The sequence below is a fragment of the Shewanella sp. 1CM18E genome, from assembly GCF_023161665.1.
GTDB lineage: Bacteria > Pseudomonadota > Gammaproteobacteria > Enterobacterales > Shewanellaceae > Shewanella.
Genome location: NZ_JALNTW010000021.1, coordinates 63,650 through 78,672, shown reverse-complemented (window position 1 = coordinate 78,672; position 15,023 = coordinate 63,650). Strand labels below are relative to the sequence as shown.

The 15,023-nt window shown below is 41.3% G+C and carries 16 protein-coding genes; 7 read left to right on the top strand and 9 right to left on the bottom strand.

All coding sequences use genetic code 11. From position 1 onward, the window contains the following. Positions 1–167: 167 nt before the first annotated feature. From MSG37_RS19555 to MSG37_RS19545, 3 genes are all read right to left on the bottom strand, one after another. Entirely contained in the window at positions 168–632 is a 465-nt protein-coding gene (locus MSG37_RS19555; RefSeq protein ID WP_248472342.1) for a flavodoxin, read from the bottom strand. A 581-nt stretch (positions 633–1,213) separates the two neighbouring features. Further along, positions 1,214–2,074: a tRNA pseudouridine(65) synthase TruC gene (truC, locus tag MSG37_RS19550; RefSeq protein WP_248472341.1), complete on the bottom strand. Its 861-nt coding sequence runs from the start codon at positions 2,072–2,074 to the stop codon at positions 1,214–1,216. A 25-nt stretch (positions 2,075–2,099) separates the two neighbouring features. Continuing rightward, positions 2,100–2,417 (bottom strand): YqcC family protein, encoded by a 318-nt coding sequence (locus tag MSG37_RS19545; RefSeq protein ID WP_248472340.1) that lies wholly within the window; start codon positions 2,415–2,417, stop codon positions 2,100–2,102. Between the two features lie 124 nt (positions 2,418–2,541). On the opposite strand from MSG37_RS19545, the gene MSG37_RS19540 reads away from it, so the two are divergent. Further along, entirely contained in the window at positions 2,542–3,555 is a 1,014-nt protein-coding gene (locus tag MSG37_RS19540; protein WP_248472339.1) for a DUF3549 family protein, read from the top strand. Beyond that, positions 3,552–3,947 carry a DUF3301 domain-containing protein gene (locus tag MSG37_RS19535; protein ID WP_248472338.1) on the top strand — a complete coding sequence of 132 codons (396 nt, stop codon included), beginning with the start codon at positions 3,552–3,554 and terminating at the stop codon, positions 3,945–3,947. The genes MSG37_RS19540 and MSG37_RS19535 overlap by 4 nt, the downstream gene beginning before the upstream one ends. A gap of 1,277 nt (positions 3,948–5,224) precedes the next feature. Here MSG37_RS19535 and MSG37_RS19530 read toward each other — a convergent pair. Both MSG37_RS19530 and MSG37_RS19525 read right to left on the bottom strand, forming a co-directional pair. Beyond that, positions 5,225–5,524, bottom strand: a complete 300-nt coding sequence (locus MSG37_RS19530; RefSeq protein ID WP_248472337.1) for a DUF962 domain-containing protein — start codon at positions 5,522–5,524, stop codon at positions 5,225–5,227. After that, a complete protein-coding gene (locus MSG37_RS19525; RefSeq protein ID WP_248472336.1) occupies positions 5,517–6,155 on the bottom strand; it encodes a GNAT family N-acetyltransferase in 639 nt (212 codons plus the stop codon). The genes MSG37_RS19530 and MSG37_RS19525 overlap by 8 nt, the downstream gene beginning before the upstream one ends. 284 nt (positions 6,156–6,439) lie before the next feature. Between MSG37_RS19525 and MSG37_RS19520 the strand changes: the two genes are divergently transcribed. Next, entirely contained in the window at positions 6,440–6,673 is a 234-nt protein-coding gene (locus MSG37_RS19520) for a DUF2789 domain-containing protein (RefSeq protein ID WP_248472335.1), read from the top strand. 18 nt (positions 6,674–6,691) lie between these two features. Here MSG37_RS19520 and MSG37_RS19515 read toward each other — a convergent pair whose 3' ends face one another. Continuing rightward, positions 6,692–7,063: a DUF3192 domain-containing protein gene (locus MSG37_RS19515; RefSeq protein ID WP_248472334.1), complete on the bottom strand. Its 372-nt coding sequence runs from the start codon at positions 7,061–7,063 to the stop codon at positions 6,692–6,694. Positions 7,064–7,220: 157 nt separating this feature from the next. On the opposite strand from MSG37_RS19515, the gene MSG37_RS19510 reads away from it, so the two are divergent. Both MSG37_RS19510 and MSG37_RS19505 read left to right on the top strand, forming a co-directional pair. Next, entirely contained in the window at positions 7,221–7,586 is a 366-nt protein-coding gene (locus MSG37_RS19510; protein WP_248472333.1) for a hypothetical protein, read from the top strand. Further along, complete coding sequence (locus MSG37_RS19505; protein WP_248472332.1) at positions 7,577–8,350, top strand: Zn-ribbon-containing protein; 774 nt, start codon at positions 7,577–7,579, stop codon at positions 8,348–8,350. Before MSG37_RS19510 ends, MSG37_RS19505 begins: the two co-directional genes overlap by 10 nt. A 431-nt stretch (positions 8,351–8,781) precedes the next feature. Here MSG37_RS19505 and syd read toward each other — a convergent pair whose 3' ends face one another. Next, the gene (gene syd / locus MSG37_RS19500; RefSeq protein WP_248472331.1) at positions 8,782–9,423 is read right to left on the bottom strand and encodes a SecY-interacting protein; all 642 of its coding nucleotides are present in this window, start codon (positions 9,421–9,423) and stop codon (positions 8,782–8,784) included. Between the two features lie 59 nt (positions 9,424–9,482). Here syd and queF point away from each other — a divergent pair, with 59 nt between their 5' ends. Then, positions 9,483–10,340, top strand: coding sequence for an NADPH-dependent 7-cyano-7-deazaguanine reductase QueF (gene queF, locus MSG37_RS19495; RefSeq protein WP_248472344.1), 858 nt, complete (start codon positions 9,483–9,485; stop codon positions 10,338–10,340). Between the two features lie 104 nt (positions 10,341–10,444). On the opposite strand, the gene MSG37_RS19490 is transcribed toward queF, so the two are convergent. After that, the gene (locus tag MSG37_RS19490) at positions 10,445–11,338 is read right to left on the bottom strand and encodes a LysR family transcriptional regulator (protein WP_248472330.1); all 894 of its coding nucleotides are present in this window, start codon (positions 11,336–11,338) and stop codon (positions 10,445–10,447) included. 287 nt (positions 11,339–11,625) lie between these two features. Here MSG37_RS19490 and MSG37_RS19485 point away from each other — a divergent pair, with 287 nt between their 5' ends. Then, a complete protein-coding gene (locus MSG37_RS19485; RefSeq protein ID WP_248472329.1) occupies positions 11,626–13,611 on the top strand; it encodes an alkyl sulfatase dimerization domain-containing protein in 1,986 nt (661 codons plus the stop codon). Positions 13,612–13,673: 62 nt separating this feature from the next. Here MSG37_RS19485 and MSG37_RS19480 read toward each other — a convergent pair whose 3' ends face one another. Further along, a complete protein-coding gene (locus MSG37_RS19480; protein WP_348984467.1) occupies positions 13,674–14,576 on the bottom strand; it encodes a 4'-phosphopantetheinyl transferase superfamily protein in 903 nt (300 codons plus the stop codon). Positions 14,577–15,023 lie beyond the last annotated feature (447 nt).

Below are 15,023 nucleotides of genomic sequence, written 5' to 3'. Positions count from 1 at the left end.
GGCGTGCTTATAAGTCGTTAAACATCGCCTTAACTCCGAAATTCCATTAAACGTACTTCAGGCAAAGCCTAATTGATAATAACCACCTACTGAAGTAGGTGGTTTAAGGCTGAAAATAAAAAACGCGACCAATAAGTCGCGTTTAAGTAAGCTTTATCACATGCTGATTATGCAGCGCGCTCTTTGCTTACTAGTTCAATCCAGCTTGGCAGCCATGCAAGTGCTTCGACCTCTGGCTCCATAGTTTCTCCGGCGTCAATTTTCAAAAAGTCACCTAGGCGTTTAGCACCTAACTCTTCAAAAAGCGCTAAAAATTGTTCACTTGCACCACAAAAAGTCTCGTAACTTGAATCACCTAAACCAATCAGCCCAAACTTAAGATCTGGAATATAAGGTGCTTTTGACTGCATTTCATAAAACCAAGGCTGAATATCATCTGGAATATCACCTTGCCCAGTTGTTGAGCAAATAATTAATAACAGTTCATTTTCAGGTGGAATAAAGCCGCCAAGTTGATCTGGCTGATGAAGAAAGGCTTCAAAACCTGCATCTACTAATCCCTGCTGTAAACTCTCAGCGACAAACTGCGCACCACCATAAACTGTTCCAAAAACTAGATTCACTTTTTCCATGTTTTACTTCGCCTAAAAGCCATTTAGTTATATCCTTAACATACTGTATCAGTGAACATTGCTGCAAGCTTTGTAGCGATAATAAAGTGACCGCTAGAAGGACAGACACAATGAAGCATTCTTGTCGACAAAGGCACCGCAAACACCTACAACGCAGTGCTCATATCCGCAGAATGTGTTATTTCAACACTGTACAATGTTTTAAATCCAGTCAAAGTGCACTTAGTATCGATAGTGCAAATTTGAGTAATGCTAATAATATTCAATATCTTTCGAGCAAACCCAAACAAGTAAAATCTTAAAATAGGTCATCATTTGCAACCTATACCACCTAAAGGCCTGGATTTTTAAAACAGGGCTTTAAGAGCAAGACTTAAGGTCTAGGAATAAAGTCTGCAAGAGATAACTGCTATTGGTTTGCTTAAGACTAAATACACAAAAGCCGCGACATTAGCTTAATGTCGCGGCTTCTCTATTGACTACAAAATTCTGCCTTAACTAAACTGAACTCCAGCTAATCCAAGCTCAAACTACGCCTAGGCCTGTTGTAAAGTTAGCTGGTCATTGCTATATGAAGATAGTTAAGCAAGCTCTAGCGATATTTTATCTGTCGCCAATTGCTCATCTTGCCAGCCAAGCCCGACGAATAAATCTAACCACTCTTGCTCAAGCTCAGTTTCAACACTCATGCGCTCGCCAGTACGAGGATGATTAAAAGACAATTTTTTAGCGATGAGCCATAAGCGGTTAACACCAAAGTGCGTGCGGAAAAATTTGTTCTGCTTACCGTCACCATGAGTCGTATCGCCAAGAATTGGGTGACGTAAATGCGCCATATGGCGTCTAAGCTGATGCTTGCGGCCGGTATGCGGTGAGAGGTGCACTAAACCATAACGACTTGTTGCATATCGCCCTGACGGAAAAGGAATTTCACTATTTAATAGTGGTTTATAAGATGTCACAGCATCTTGAGCTGCTTTATTTGGATCAACATCTTTATCACCCAGTTCATCGAGTTCTTCTTTTAGTGGGTAATCTAATGTCGCCGCTTCATGCATATTGCCGCGAACAAGTGCAAGATACTCTTTATCCACTGTATGTGCTGCAAACTGCTCGCAAAGTACATTTGCCATTTCACTGCTCTTAGCAAATAGCAAAATGCCAGATGTTGGGCGATCTAAGCGATGCACCGGAAACACATGACAGCCAACGAGATCTCGGGTTAATTGCATGGCAAAAAAACGCTCTCGGCGAGCAAGATAACTGCGGTGCACTAACAGGCCTGCAGGCTTATGGATGACCACGATATCATCATCTTCAAACAGAACTTCAATATGCGGAGCTATCTCTTGCTCTTCTTCGGCAACAGACTCATCTATAGGCGCTTGCTCAAGCAAGACTTCCTCTGCTTGCTTGCTTATGTTTTGGGGTGTATCACTCATTGAAAACTCTCTTTTAAGGCTGTCATTACGCCTTACTAACTAGGTTATCTAGCTCTGTTAGAATAGAAATAATATGTCGATAATCGGTTTTATCCGCCCATACATGTTCGGCCATTGGTGCAATATTCATTGCCGTAGGTAGTGGTATATTATTATCTAAAATCTGATGCATTCTGGGTAAAAATATAAACTGTAACCACTGCTCAAACGGCATAACATCACAGGCAAATGGCGTTGTACTTGCTAGTGCTCGCTCGCTTGGTGGCGTATCACTTAATAAGCCTTGCTTACCTAACTCAGCTTCTAAAGCCAGTAACTTGTCTTTTGCTTTTACTGCTATCAAACTGCCCTCTCTTGCTGTGGTTTACAGCCACTATTTTTGGCGCCGCAAAATTAACGCGCGATGATACCATCTCAGCAGACTTATCCCTATAATATGCGCTAATTTTCCTACACTCGATAACGATATGACACAGATAACGACCCTAAGCGACTTTTTAAAAACTGCTAATACTCAATTCCAAGTTTATGACATGGGGCGTCGAGTACAACATATCGATATGATGGCTTTTCATCAGATAGAAGAATTGCATTGCCCTTACCCGTCTCCTATTCAAGGCCATGCACAGTTTGCCATTGTATTTTGGGATGCTAGCCAGCAGCACTATATTTGGTTTATCAAACTGCCCCTCGATGAGCGTGGATTATTATCTCCGGCACCTCGCATCCAGTTTATTAAGATGATTGTTGAAGCCCTTGGTCGCGATCCAACCCAGCCACTCACTGAGCAACAACAAGAACAAATGGCTAACCATCCATTTAACTTTAAACCGACTCAAGAAAAACTCGCGGTATTTAATGCGCTGGTAAGAAAGCAATTAGCGCAAAAAGCCTCACCTCAGTATGAGTTTGCTTATCAGTACTTGTCAGGACAACATCCAAGCGACCAATGGCAAAATATTGGCTTACAGGGTATTGCAGATGTTTGCGTAAGAAGTCAGGAACTAGATCATCAAAATATCTTAGTTAATGGCTTTGATAATTGGGCGCTAGAAGTCAAAATAGCCGTGTGTCAGTGTTTAGAGCATTTAAACATTGAAGATGCTCTGGCCGCAAAGGTATTCAAGCAAATGCAAATTGCAGAGTCTAACCACAAGCCGTATTTTTTACGTGGATTAGCATCTCAAGCAAAATTAAGCCAACAAGCGATTACCGAGTTAAACGCTGCGGGTCCGTTAACAGAAGAGATGTTAATTACCATTGCTGCACGTAACTGGTCTGCCTTAAAAGATGAGCAAACTCTCACTATCTACTTAGAAGCCTTAGCAAAACAACCGCAGCACTTCTTTAACCAGATTTTTGCTGATATTGTGGCTATTCCATTAATTCGCACTCAGCTACTTGGCCAACTGCGAAACCCCAATCGCAGCGCAGAGCTTGCAGCAGCTATTGGCGGATTGTTCAAGGTAACGAAAGGATGATGACAGATTTTTTGATAATTGCCGGAGTGATAATGATCGCTGCATTTTTTTGGCAATTAAGACAAATGGCAGAACTAAGTCGAGTATTCACTAACAAAGAGTGTAAAAAGCAAAAAGTACAATTGCTCGCTATTGCTCAAGAATCGGCAAAACCAAGCTTAGGTGGCAGTAGCGGCCTCACTTGGAAAGTTAAGTATCTGTTTGAATTCAGCACCGACGGTATTAATCAATATCGTGGCAGCCTTTGGATGCACGGCAAAAAGATCCAAAAAATCCAGTGGCCGATCTTTCCGGAGCCTGAGTGGCACGAAGCCCCTGAAGCAAAAGGATCTGTTGGCGGTGGATGTGGCGGACGCTCACGCGGTAACTGCAGCTCGGGTGGTTGTAAGTAAGCTCCAAAAAAGTATGCCGGCAACAGTCGGTATACTGCTAACAAATAAGACTGAGTTAAAGCATTCAGTATTGCTAGAGACAAACTAATTAAGCTCTATAAAGAAGTAAAGGCACGGCCCCAAAGGGGTCGTGCCTTTCCTATTATTGCGTAAGCTCATCCAGCTATATGAGTGCTCCCTGCACCATCCATGCGTAACTTTGCTCCTGCATCTTCCTTGTCCACTGCTTCCTTGTACTTAATAGTACGAATCCATTCTCTCGACAATCCATTTATCAAGCGTACTCTATCCTGAGCGTGTCCGACGTCATCCTTGAGCGTCCTTTCAATTACTATCCTTAGTATGTACCTTCCTAGGTAACATCGTCCGTCCTGGATTGTTAGGCCATCCTATAGTGCTTTGGCAATCAATCCTTAATCGCCTTCCTTGATTTTCATCCTTTAAGTGCCAATCCATCGACACTGCGTTTATCCGTAAACCTTATTGCTTCCTAATGCGCTTCCTAGCACAACTAAATAATAAGCTAAAACATCCAGCTAAATGCTTGCCAAAACATTTATTTAACATGCGGATTTTAATTGATTACCGCCACCATACATCGTAAGTCGCTGTATATATTAAATATAAATTAATTTAAGCAGAAAAAACGCGAACTTTTAGTATTAATTTCTCACGTTCTTGTAGGAGATCTCTCACAAACATGCGAGCAATTAAACTCAACCGTCCCCTTAGCATATAGAAAGGGCGCACCTAATCGTGCGCCCTCGGTACTACTTTATTTTAGCTTTCCCGCTATATATACGCGATCCCTGCATCATCCTTGGTTAACTTGCTTCCTGCATCTTCCTTGTAACTCCATGTATATCCTTGTACTTACGTACTGAATCCTTTCATTAGCTTATCCTAAGCTAAACTCCTCTTCCTGAGGTTGTCCTTATTGCATCCTGCAAATCATTTTCAGCTAATCTGCCGCTTTTATCCTTAAAGCGCTTAGATGAAAACAATCTTTCGTTTTACAAGAAATCGATATAAACCAAATCCTTTCAGTGACTATCTATTTCTGGTTCCCAGTTTACCGATTAGCAAACTTTTATTTAGAGAAAATATCATCAGCACAATAAAGCAACAAAAAAGCAACACTCAGATTTACACCCAAGATACTGATAAATAATGAATATATATACATGTACAGCTCAGACTTGCTAGACTTCTTATTAATATCCCACAGCAAGGTAAGAGATCTCTTACAAAGAAACTATCTCAATGTGAATTTAACCTTAATTCCGTTTAATTACCGCCTGATAGAGCATCACCCAATCAGCGATAAAACTATAAAGTGGGTACTCAAACGTGGCTGGACGATTCTTCTCAAATACAAAGTGTCCAATCCAGGCAAATCCATATCCGATAACAGGTAAAAGCAGCATTAAGAACCATTGTTGAGTTAGTAATACATAACCGAATAATAGGATCACAAAACTACTGCCGATATAGTGTAATATTCGACAAGTTTTATGCTGATGTTGAGATAAATAAAAAGGGTAAAATTCAGCAAAAGAACGATAACGCTTACTCATTACTCACACCTCGGTAAAAAAGTAGTTCACCATTAACTTGGCCAATCGTCAGTTGCTCTATCGTCTCAAAGTTATGCCGACTAAATAACTCTATATGTGCGGTATGATTAGCGAAGACTCCAATCCCATCTAGATGAAGTTGTTCATCACACCAACTCAAAACTGCGTCGATAAGCTTACTGCCATAGCCTTTGCCTTGCTCCACATTTGAGATAGCAATAAACTGCAAAATGCCACATTGTCCACTGGGTAAGCTCTCGATAATCTGATTTTCTTTGTTGATAAGTGCCTGAGTTGAATACCAACCAGTACTTAACAACATCTTTAAGCGCCAATGCCAAAAACGCGCCTCACCTAAGGGAACCTGCTGAGTCACTATGCAGGCAACACCTATCAATCTATCTCCAACGAACATACCAATAAGTGCTTGCTCTTGTTGCCAAAGCTCATTGAGTTCTTCTCGTATGGCCCCACGAAGCTTTTGTTCGTACTGCGCTTGATCACCACTAAAAAGTGTTTCGATAAAAAAGGGATCATCATGATAGGCGTTATAGAGAATTGAGGCTGCTATGCGTAAATCTTCTGCCGTGAGGTAAACTGCACGACACTCTTCCATGGCTTGATCTTCCATTGTTATTGTCCTTGATCTTGATCACACAACACCAATGTAACAAGACTGTATAGAAGTGCAATTAATAATCAATTCGAGCATTAAACAGGCGAACCTATTTTTGCTAAACAAGTTCTACGAGTTCTGGAATAACTTTGCCAAGACTTTACTTGTTGAAAGCATAATGAAAGAGAAAAGCTACAACCTGGAGGGGATTAACCAAACAGCGGCTAAGATTTAGATAATGTAATAAACACTGACTTTATCGACCATACTTAGATAGAGTCATAGCAACGAGATCAGTTATGGATACTACGCCGCAAGATCTATCACACCTGTTTTTACAGCTAGGGTTAGCTAATGATCAATCCGCAATTGAACAGTTTATCGATGATCATCAATTGCCGGACAATATATTGTTACATCAAGCAAACTTCTGGAGCCCATCGCAAAAACACTTTTTAGTAGAGTCATTTAATGAAGATGCCCAGTGGACCGAAGTCATCGACCACTTAGACACCTTATTAAGAAAAAGCTAAGCACTACAAAAGCAACTATTAAATTTTGCTATAAGCCATCTCTCCCCAGCCCACCACAGCATTGTTGCTTATAACTACAGGAGTACATTCGTCTTTAGTCGTTTTACCGTCACCATGGGTACGCTGAGTGCGATAAAAAAGTACATAAACTTCTTTATCGGCATGAATATAAGCTTCGTTAAAATCAGCAGTTCCCATTAAAGTAACCACTTGGTCTTTACTCATGCCAAGGGAAATCTTTGCCAAATTGTCACGGTTTTTATCTTGAGCCTTCTCCCAAGCACCGTGATTATCCCAATCAGATTCACCATCACCAACATTGACCACACAACCAGTAAGCCCTAAGCTTGCAATCCCAAAAAATGCTAAACCTAATAATTTATTTTTCATTTTAACTTCCTGTTATGACATTATTTTTGCTTAAGAAGCAAAGCAACTTACATGCCAAAACACAAGATGTTGTTTTAAATGAATTTATTTATTATTTGTCTTTTAAGATATGCGTAGAGCAATAATAATTACCAATGTTTAAGGAATTTGACTAACTATGAGTCCGATTGAGCAAGTGCTAACAGCTGCTAAAAAAATTAATGAACAAGGTAGAGAACCTACATTAGCACTGATTAAAACCAAACTTGGTAATAGCATCCCAATGCGCGAGTTAATCCAAGGTTTGCAACAGTTTAAGTCTATGAGTGCAGAAGACAGACAGGCAATACCTAGCAGCTTAGCAACTGCAAAAGAGACTCAAGATGGCCAAACAAGCTTATCTCAATCTGAACAAGCTGATAGAATCCTCCAGCTAGAAAGCGCCCTCAATGAATTAAGAAACGAATTTAAAGCGCTAAAAAGTCAATTTGATAATTTACAACAAAGCCATATGAATAAAGAGCCTGACACCAAATGCATGTAATTGAACTACGATTTGAATGTTTTGATAACACCACAATTACTGCAGCAGAAAAAGCCATTAATGGATTACTCGAAGCCTATCGAGCCAATGGTCAGGTTTTAGGTCGCGAATTCGCCGTAGCTTTTAACGATGGTGAATTTAAAGCGCGTATGCTAACGCCAGAAAAAAGCAGCCTGTCTAAACGTTTTAATAGCCCTTGGGTCAATAGCGCACTAGAAGAGCTAACGGAAGCAAAACTGCTGGCGCCACGTGAAAAATATATCGGCCAAGATATTAATTCTGAAGTTTCTAGCCAAGACACACCAAGTTGGCAGCTGCTTTATACCAGTTATGTACATATGTGCTCACCTTTAAGAAACGGTGATACTTTACAGCCTATTCCACTTTACCAAATTCCAGCGACAGCCAATGGCGATCATAAACGGATGATCCGCTGGCAGACAGAATGGCAAGCCTGTGATGAATTGCAGATGGCGGCAGCAACAAAAGCTGAGTTTGCCGCACTGGAAGAGTTAACTAGCCACCAAAGCGACCTATTTAGGCGTGGCTGGGATTTACGTGGCAGAGTTGAATACTTAACTAAAATACCGACCTATTACTATTTATACCGCGTTGGCGGCGAAAGCTTAGCAGTTGAAAAACAACGTCCGTGCCCAAAATGTGGCAGTAAAGAGTGGTTACTCGATGAACCTTTATTGGATATGTTCCATTTCCGCTGCGATACCTGTCGCATTGTGTCCAATATCTCTTGGGATCACTTATAATACCAATCAGTATAAACATTTATTCACTCAGCGAGAGTTTAGCGGTTTTGAGGCAAGGTCATTAAGTGCTCCTTGCTTTAATGCCATTCACCACATCCATGTGGTTTGCAACGAATGAAGAGCATAGTTGAACTAGGTTCAAGTTCCCTCTTTGTTTATTAAGAGTCACAGCATCAGAATCGCTAAAACTCGCCAGTCTGGAACGTTTTTGGCTGCCTACTTCTGCGTTAAATAGCTTTATAAGGGAATAACCATTATTACAGCTATTCGCCTTGAATTAGTTTGCCAAAAATCGTTCTGAGCTGATCAAATTCTTATACTGATTGGTATAAGCCACCAAATAACTATTTATAGTTATAAAAATGGCGCTGATACATTTCTAGTAAAAGAAAATATAAGCGCCATTTTCATCGATGTTAGATATCAGCAGACTATTTTCCGCGTAAATTAGCCCACATCAGCTTCATTCTTTGCCAAATACCAGGATGGTCAAGCGCAGGCATTGATTCTTCAACAGGCTTAATAGCAGGCGTCACTCGTGGTGTAAGAGAGCTAATAAACTCATTTAAAGAACCTGCTAACTGGGTACTTTGCACTTCACCTGGGATCTCAATCCAAACACTACCGTCGCTATTATTGACGGTAAGCATTTTATCTTCTTCGTCTAGAACGCCAATAAACCAAGTTGGCTCCTGCTTAAGCTTTTTCTTCATCATTAAATGACCGATGATATTTTGCTGCAGGTACTCGAAATCCGTTTGATTCCATACTTGAATCAGCTCACCCGTTCCCCAAGGAGAGTCAAAGAATAACGGCGCTGAAAAATAACCACCAAAAAAGGGATTTATATCTGCTTGCAGAGTCAATTCAAGAGCCGTTTCAACGTTGTCGAACTGACCTGGTTGTTGACGCTGAACAGCTTGCCAAAAAGCAGCACCATCGCTATCTAACTCACCAACAATACAGTCAGACTCTTGCCCTTCAGCATAATATCTAGGCTGTTCACCCAATTTATCCATGTAGGCTTGTTGATATTTAGATAAAAAAAGATCTAAAGCAGGTAAAGAAGACACTTAAGCCAGTTCCAAAATCAGTTATAATAGGGGTCTATTTTGACATGGAAACCGTATTGATGACACAACATCATGATCCCTATAGTAACGCCCCCGAACTTTCTGAATTAACATTAGGAAAGTCGACAGGTTATCAAGAGCAGTATGATGCATCTTTACTTCAAGGCGTGCCGCGTAAATTAAACCGTGATGCCATTGGTCTGACGCATGAATTACCGTTTCATGGCTGTGATATTTGGACTGGCTACGAACTCTCTTGGCTAAATGCTAAAGGCAAGCCAATGATTGCAATTGCCGACTTTCACCTCAGTTTTGATAGCAAAAACCTGATTGAGTCTAAATCGTTTAAGCTGTACTTAAACAGTTATAACCAAACACGATTCGATAGTGTGCAAGCTGTACAAGATCGCTTAACTGAAGATTTATGCGCCTGTGCCGACGGTACAGTTACCGTAAAAGTGATTGAACCTAAGCAGTTTAACCACCTACGTGTAGTTGATATGCCGGGTACCTGCATTGACGATTTAGACATTGAAGTCGATGACTATAGCTTTAACCCTGACTACTTAACCGATAGTGTTGATGACAAAGTCATGGTAGCAGAAACACTGACTTCAAATTTATTGAAATCAAACTGCTTGATCACTTCTCAGCCAGACTGGGGCACAGTGATGATCCGCTATCAAGGGCCTAAGATTGATCGTGAAAAACTGCTGAGATATTTAATCTCATTTAGACAGCACAATGAGTTTCACGAGCAATGTGTAGAGCGTATTTTTGTGGATTTAAAACGTTTCTGCCAGTGTGCAAAGCTAACGGTTTATGCGCGTTATACTCGCCGCGGTGGTTTAGACATTAATCCGTATCGCAGTGACTTTGAGCATCCAGCAGACAACCAACGTCTTGCAAGACAGTAATAGCTGCTAAAAACCAGCTTTAAAAAAATGCCTGTAAGCACCGCTTACAGGCATTTTTGTTTATTGCAATCTGCAACAATACAATCAAACACACAAACTAAGAATTATCCAAGCCCTCGTAATTTAATCGCTAACTGTAATTGCTGTCTCAGCCAGATATTGGCAGGGTTTTGCTGTAACTTATGACTCCACACCATGTAATACTCAATCGGCTCTGCGGCAAACGGCAGGTCAAATACCTGTAATCCAAACAACTCTGCGTATTCATCAGCATAGGATTTCGAGGCGATAGCCAAAGCATCACTTTTTGAGGCAACCGACATCATACTCAAAATTGATGATTGCTCGCTGTGCATCTGCCGGGCAGGTAGTACCTGCTTGGTAAGCAAGTCGGCAACGCTTAAGTTGTAGCGACGCATTTTAAAAATAATGTGCTTTTCATTAAAGTATTGATCTTGTGTTAAGCCACCTTGGATCCTCGGATGAGCCTTTCTCGCCACACAGACTAATTGATCCTGCATGACTTTTTGGCTCTTAAATGCAGCCGACTCCGGCAGCCAAATATCTAAGGCTAAATCAACTTTTTCCAGCTGCAGCTCCATCTGCAACTCTTCTTCTATTAACGGTGGTTCGCGAAATACGATATTGATAGCCAGATCTTGTAGTACTTGCTCTACTGTGCCTTGCAACAGTTGTATGGCAGACTCACTAGCATATACATAGAAAGTCCGCTCACTCGAAGCGGCATCAAACGCAGCAAAACTGCTGGTCACCTGTTCAATTGTTGACATAGCGGGCGCTAATTGCTGATAAAGATCCATCGCACTTGCTGTGGGTTTGACTCCCCTACCCACTCGAATAAACAGCTCCTGTCCAACCGTGCTTTTTAATCTCGTGATTGCATTACTGACCGACGACTGAGTTAAATCCAACTCTTCCGCCGCCCGGCTAAAAGATGAAGTACGGTAAACCGCGGTAAAGATTCGAAATAAATTCAAATCAAATGCTTTTTGCTGCGACATAAATATTACAGGCCCCGATGCCAAAACCAAGTGACTAAATTAAGTGAGTAAATCAAGCGAAAGCTACAGCTGTAATCTTGCAGCTATTGCCACTCAATATATTCATATTATAAATAGTGAACTCTAAGTTAGCCGTAATTATTAATCAATTCAAGTTACCTATACTGGCCTCAATTAAGCAGATGTCTCATTAGTGCCCTACAAACTAATTGCAACATTGAGACATAAGGCTTTGAACGAATTCAATCTTATAAGGGTGACTTATGAAAAAGACTCTACTTGCTATCTCAATCGTGTCAATTTTCTCGTTTAATGTAACTGCAGCTCAACTTGAGCATGACCACATTACAGTGCATTACCAAGGTAAAGAGGCAACAGCGCATACTATTGCTCATAATAAAGCGGTAGCTGATACGCTTAACTTTGCCGACACCCGTGCATTTGAGCAATCCTCAAAAAACCTTGTTGCTCAATTTGATAAAGCGACCGCCGATATTCTGCGCGCTGAATTTGCTTTTATCAGCGACAATACTCCAGATTCAGTCAACCCATCACTTTATCGCCAAGCCCAGCTTAATATGGTGCCCAATGGCTTATATAAAGTCAGCGATGGCATTTACCAGGTCCGCGGTACCGACTTATCTAACCTCACACTTATCCGCAGTGATAACGGTTGGATAGCTTACGATGTTTTGTTAACCAAAGAAGCAGCAAAAGCCTCACTACAATTTGCCTTGAAGAATCTGCCTAAAGATGGCGATTTACCCATTGTGGCGATGATTTACTCCCATAGCCATGCGGACCACTTTGGCGGTGCTCGCGGGATCCAAGAGATGTTCCCTGATGTCAAAGTCTACGGCTCTGATAACATCACTAAAGAAATTGTCGATGAGAACGTACTTGCCGGTAACGCCATGAGCCGCCGCGCTGCTTATCAATACGGCGCAACACTGGGCAAACATGACCACGGTATTGTTGATGCTGCGCTAGGTAAAGGCCTATCAAAAGGTGAAATCACTTACGTCGCCCCAGACTACACGCTAAACGGCGAAGGCAAATGGGAAACACTAACAATTGATGGTCTAGAGATGGTGTTTATGGACGCCTCAGGCACCGAAGCAGAATCAGAAATGATCACTTATATTCCATCTAAACAAGCCCTTTGGACCGGTGAGCTAACTTATCAAGGTATGCATAATATCTACACGCTGCGCGGCGCTAAAGTACGTGATTCGCTCAAGTGGTCAAAAGACATCAACGAAATGATTAATGCCTTTGGTCAAAATGTTGAAGTCCTGTTTGCCTCGCACTCAGCGCCGGTTTGGGGTAACCAAGAGATCAACGAGTTCTTACGCCTACAGCGTGATAACTACGGCTTAGTGCATAATCAAACCTTGAGACTGGCCAACGACGGTGTCGGTATACAAGATATTGGCGATGCAATTGAAGACACCATTCCAGAGTCAATCTACAAGACATGGCATACCAATGGCTACCACGGTACTTATAGTCATAACGCTAAAGCGGTTTACAATAAGTACCTAGGTTACTTTGACATGAACCCAGCCAACCTTAATCCGCTGCCAACCAAGCAAGAATCTGCCAAGTTCGTCGAGTACATGGGCGGCGCTGATGCCGCAATTAAGCGCGCTAAAGATGATTACGCTCAAGGTGAATACCGCTTTGTTGCAACGGCATTAAACAAGGTGGTGATGGCCGAGCCAGAAAATGACTCCGCTCGTCAATTGCTAGCAGACACTTACGAGCAGCTTGGTTATCAAGCTGAAGGTGCTGGCTGGAGAAACATCTACTTAACTGGTGCCCAAGAGCTGCGAGTAGGTATTCAAGCAGGCGCCCCTAAAACCGCATCGGCAGATGTGATAAGTGAAATGGACATGCCGACTCTATTTGACTTCCTTGCGGTAAAGATTGACAGCCAAGTCGCCGCTAAGCACGGGTTAGTTAAGATGAATGTTATCACCCCTGATACTAAAGACATTCTCTATATTGAGCTAAGCAACGGTAACTTAAGCAACGCAGTGGTCGACAAGGAGCAAGCTGCCGACGCCAACCTTATCGTCAATAAAGCCGATGTGAACCGAATTTTACTTGGGCAAGTCACACTAAAAGAGTTACTGGCAAGTGGTGATGCCAAACTCACAGGTGATAAATCAGCCTTTAGCAAAATTGCCGATAGCATGGTGGAATTCAACCCGGCCTTTGAGATTGTACCGACTCCAGTTAAATAAACTGCTTAAGCTTATATAGCTAAAAGCTAGATATAAAAATGGGGCTATTCAAGCCCCATTTTTTATCGTGAATAACCAGCCAGTAAGCCTTTCAAATCTACAGTAAACGCATTAAGACAGACTTTTTCACATGGGCCAATACTCAATGCAAAACGATAACTTTTATCTAAGTGCCCCAGCCAGCAATGCCAATCCTTAGCGGTCATCATTGTACTTAAAGTATCTTGTTGATCCGCGCCTTGATCACCTGAGCCTTTGCTATCAATGGCGCCTTCTGCAACATCTTCATTTAACCTGCTTTGCAATGTCGCCAGACCGATATTTTGCAGCAGTAATAACTCTTTTAAACCGACAGAGCTATCTATGTTGTTACTCGCGCTGACATCAACACTATTGATGCTGTGATCACCTTGCCAAGAATTAACAGTAAAGCTAGCCTCAAGCGCTGGCGAGAAATCAAAAGCAAAAGACTTAAGTGATAATGCAAGGCCTAGCCCTTTGGCTTTAATATAAGATTCCTTAAGCGCCCAAAGATCAAAAAAGCGCTCCCGCTGCAATTCGGCAGGCAGTGCTAGTAACGCTGCTTTTTCAGGTTCAGAAAAGTAATGGCTCAAAATTGCGTGAATATTGGTGCTGCTGCGGCAACGCTCAATGTCGACGCCAAATTCTAAAGCATCTAGGTTATTACGCTTTTCAGCGTTAGGCACACAGATCCCAACCAATAGCCAATCGCCACTGTGACTCAAATTAAAATGAATGCCAGTTTGCTTGAACTGAGTATCAGTTAATCTAGGCTTACCTTTTTCACCGTATTCAAAGCACCACTCATTGGGCAATAAATCACTGTGCAGCGACAACAAGGCACGCAGATAACCTCTGACCATTAAGCCTTGTTGCTGAGCAGTAGGCTTTATATAACGATTAACTTTGTCGACTTCATCTTCCGGTAACCAAGATCTAATCAACCCGCAGGTTTTTGTTTCTAAATCCTGATAATTTAATCGACAAAAATAGAGTTTTATTGAAGGTTGTTCAGACAAGACAGGCTCAATTGTAAACACAGAATTGAATAACATTGTGTCTTGTTTACCTAAAAATAAATAGTCTTCTTTCTACATCAAGCGATAAAAGTGAAGCTATTACATGAGTAAAACAGCTATCACCTTCCTTTAAAACTCACTAAAAACACCATTTGCCAACGACAAAATACCAAAAAGCGTAAAGCTCTGCGTAAACATATTAATACAAACTTAACTATATCTATAAAATTTCCTATAAAAGTAAGATTTAGCTTAATAAGAGAAAAGCAAAAATTTATAAAACAACAATATAATATAAGTAATCACTAAATAATATATACATAATACAATTCCTGCTAATTATTCGAAAAACCAAGTAGCAGACAAAAGAAC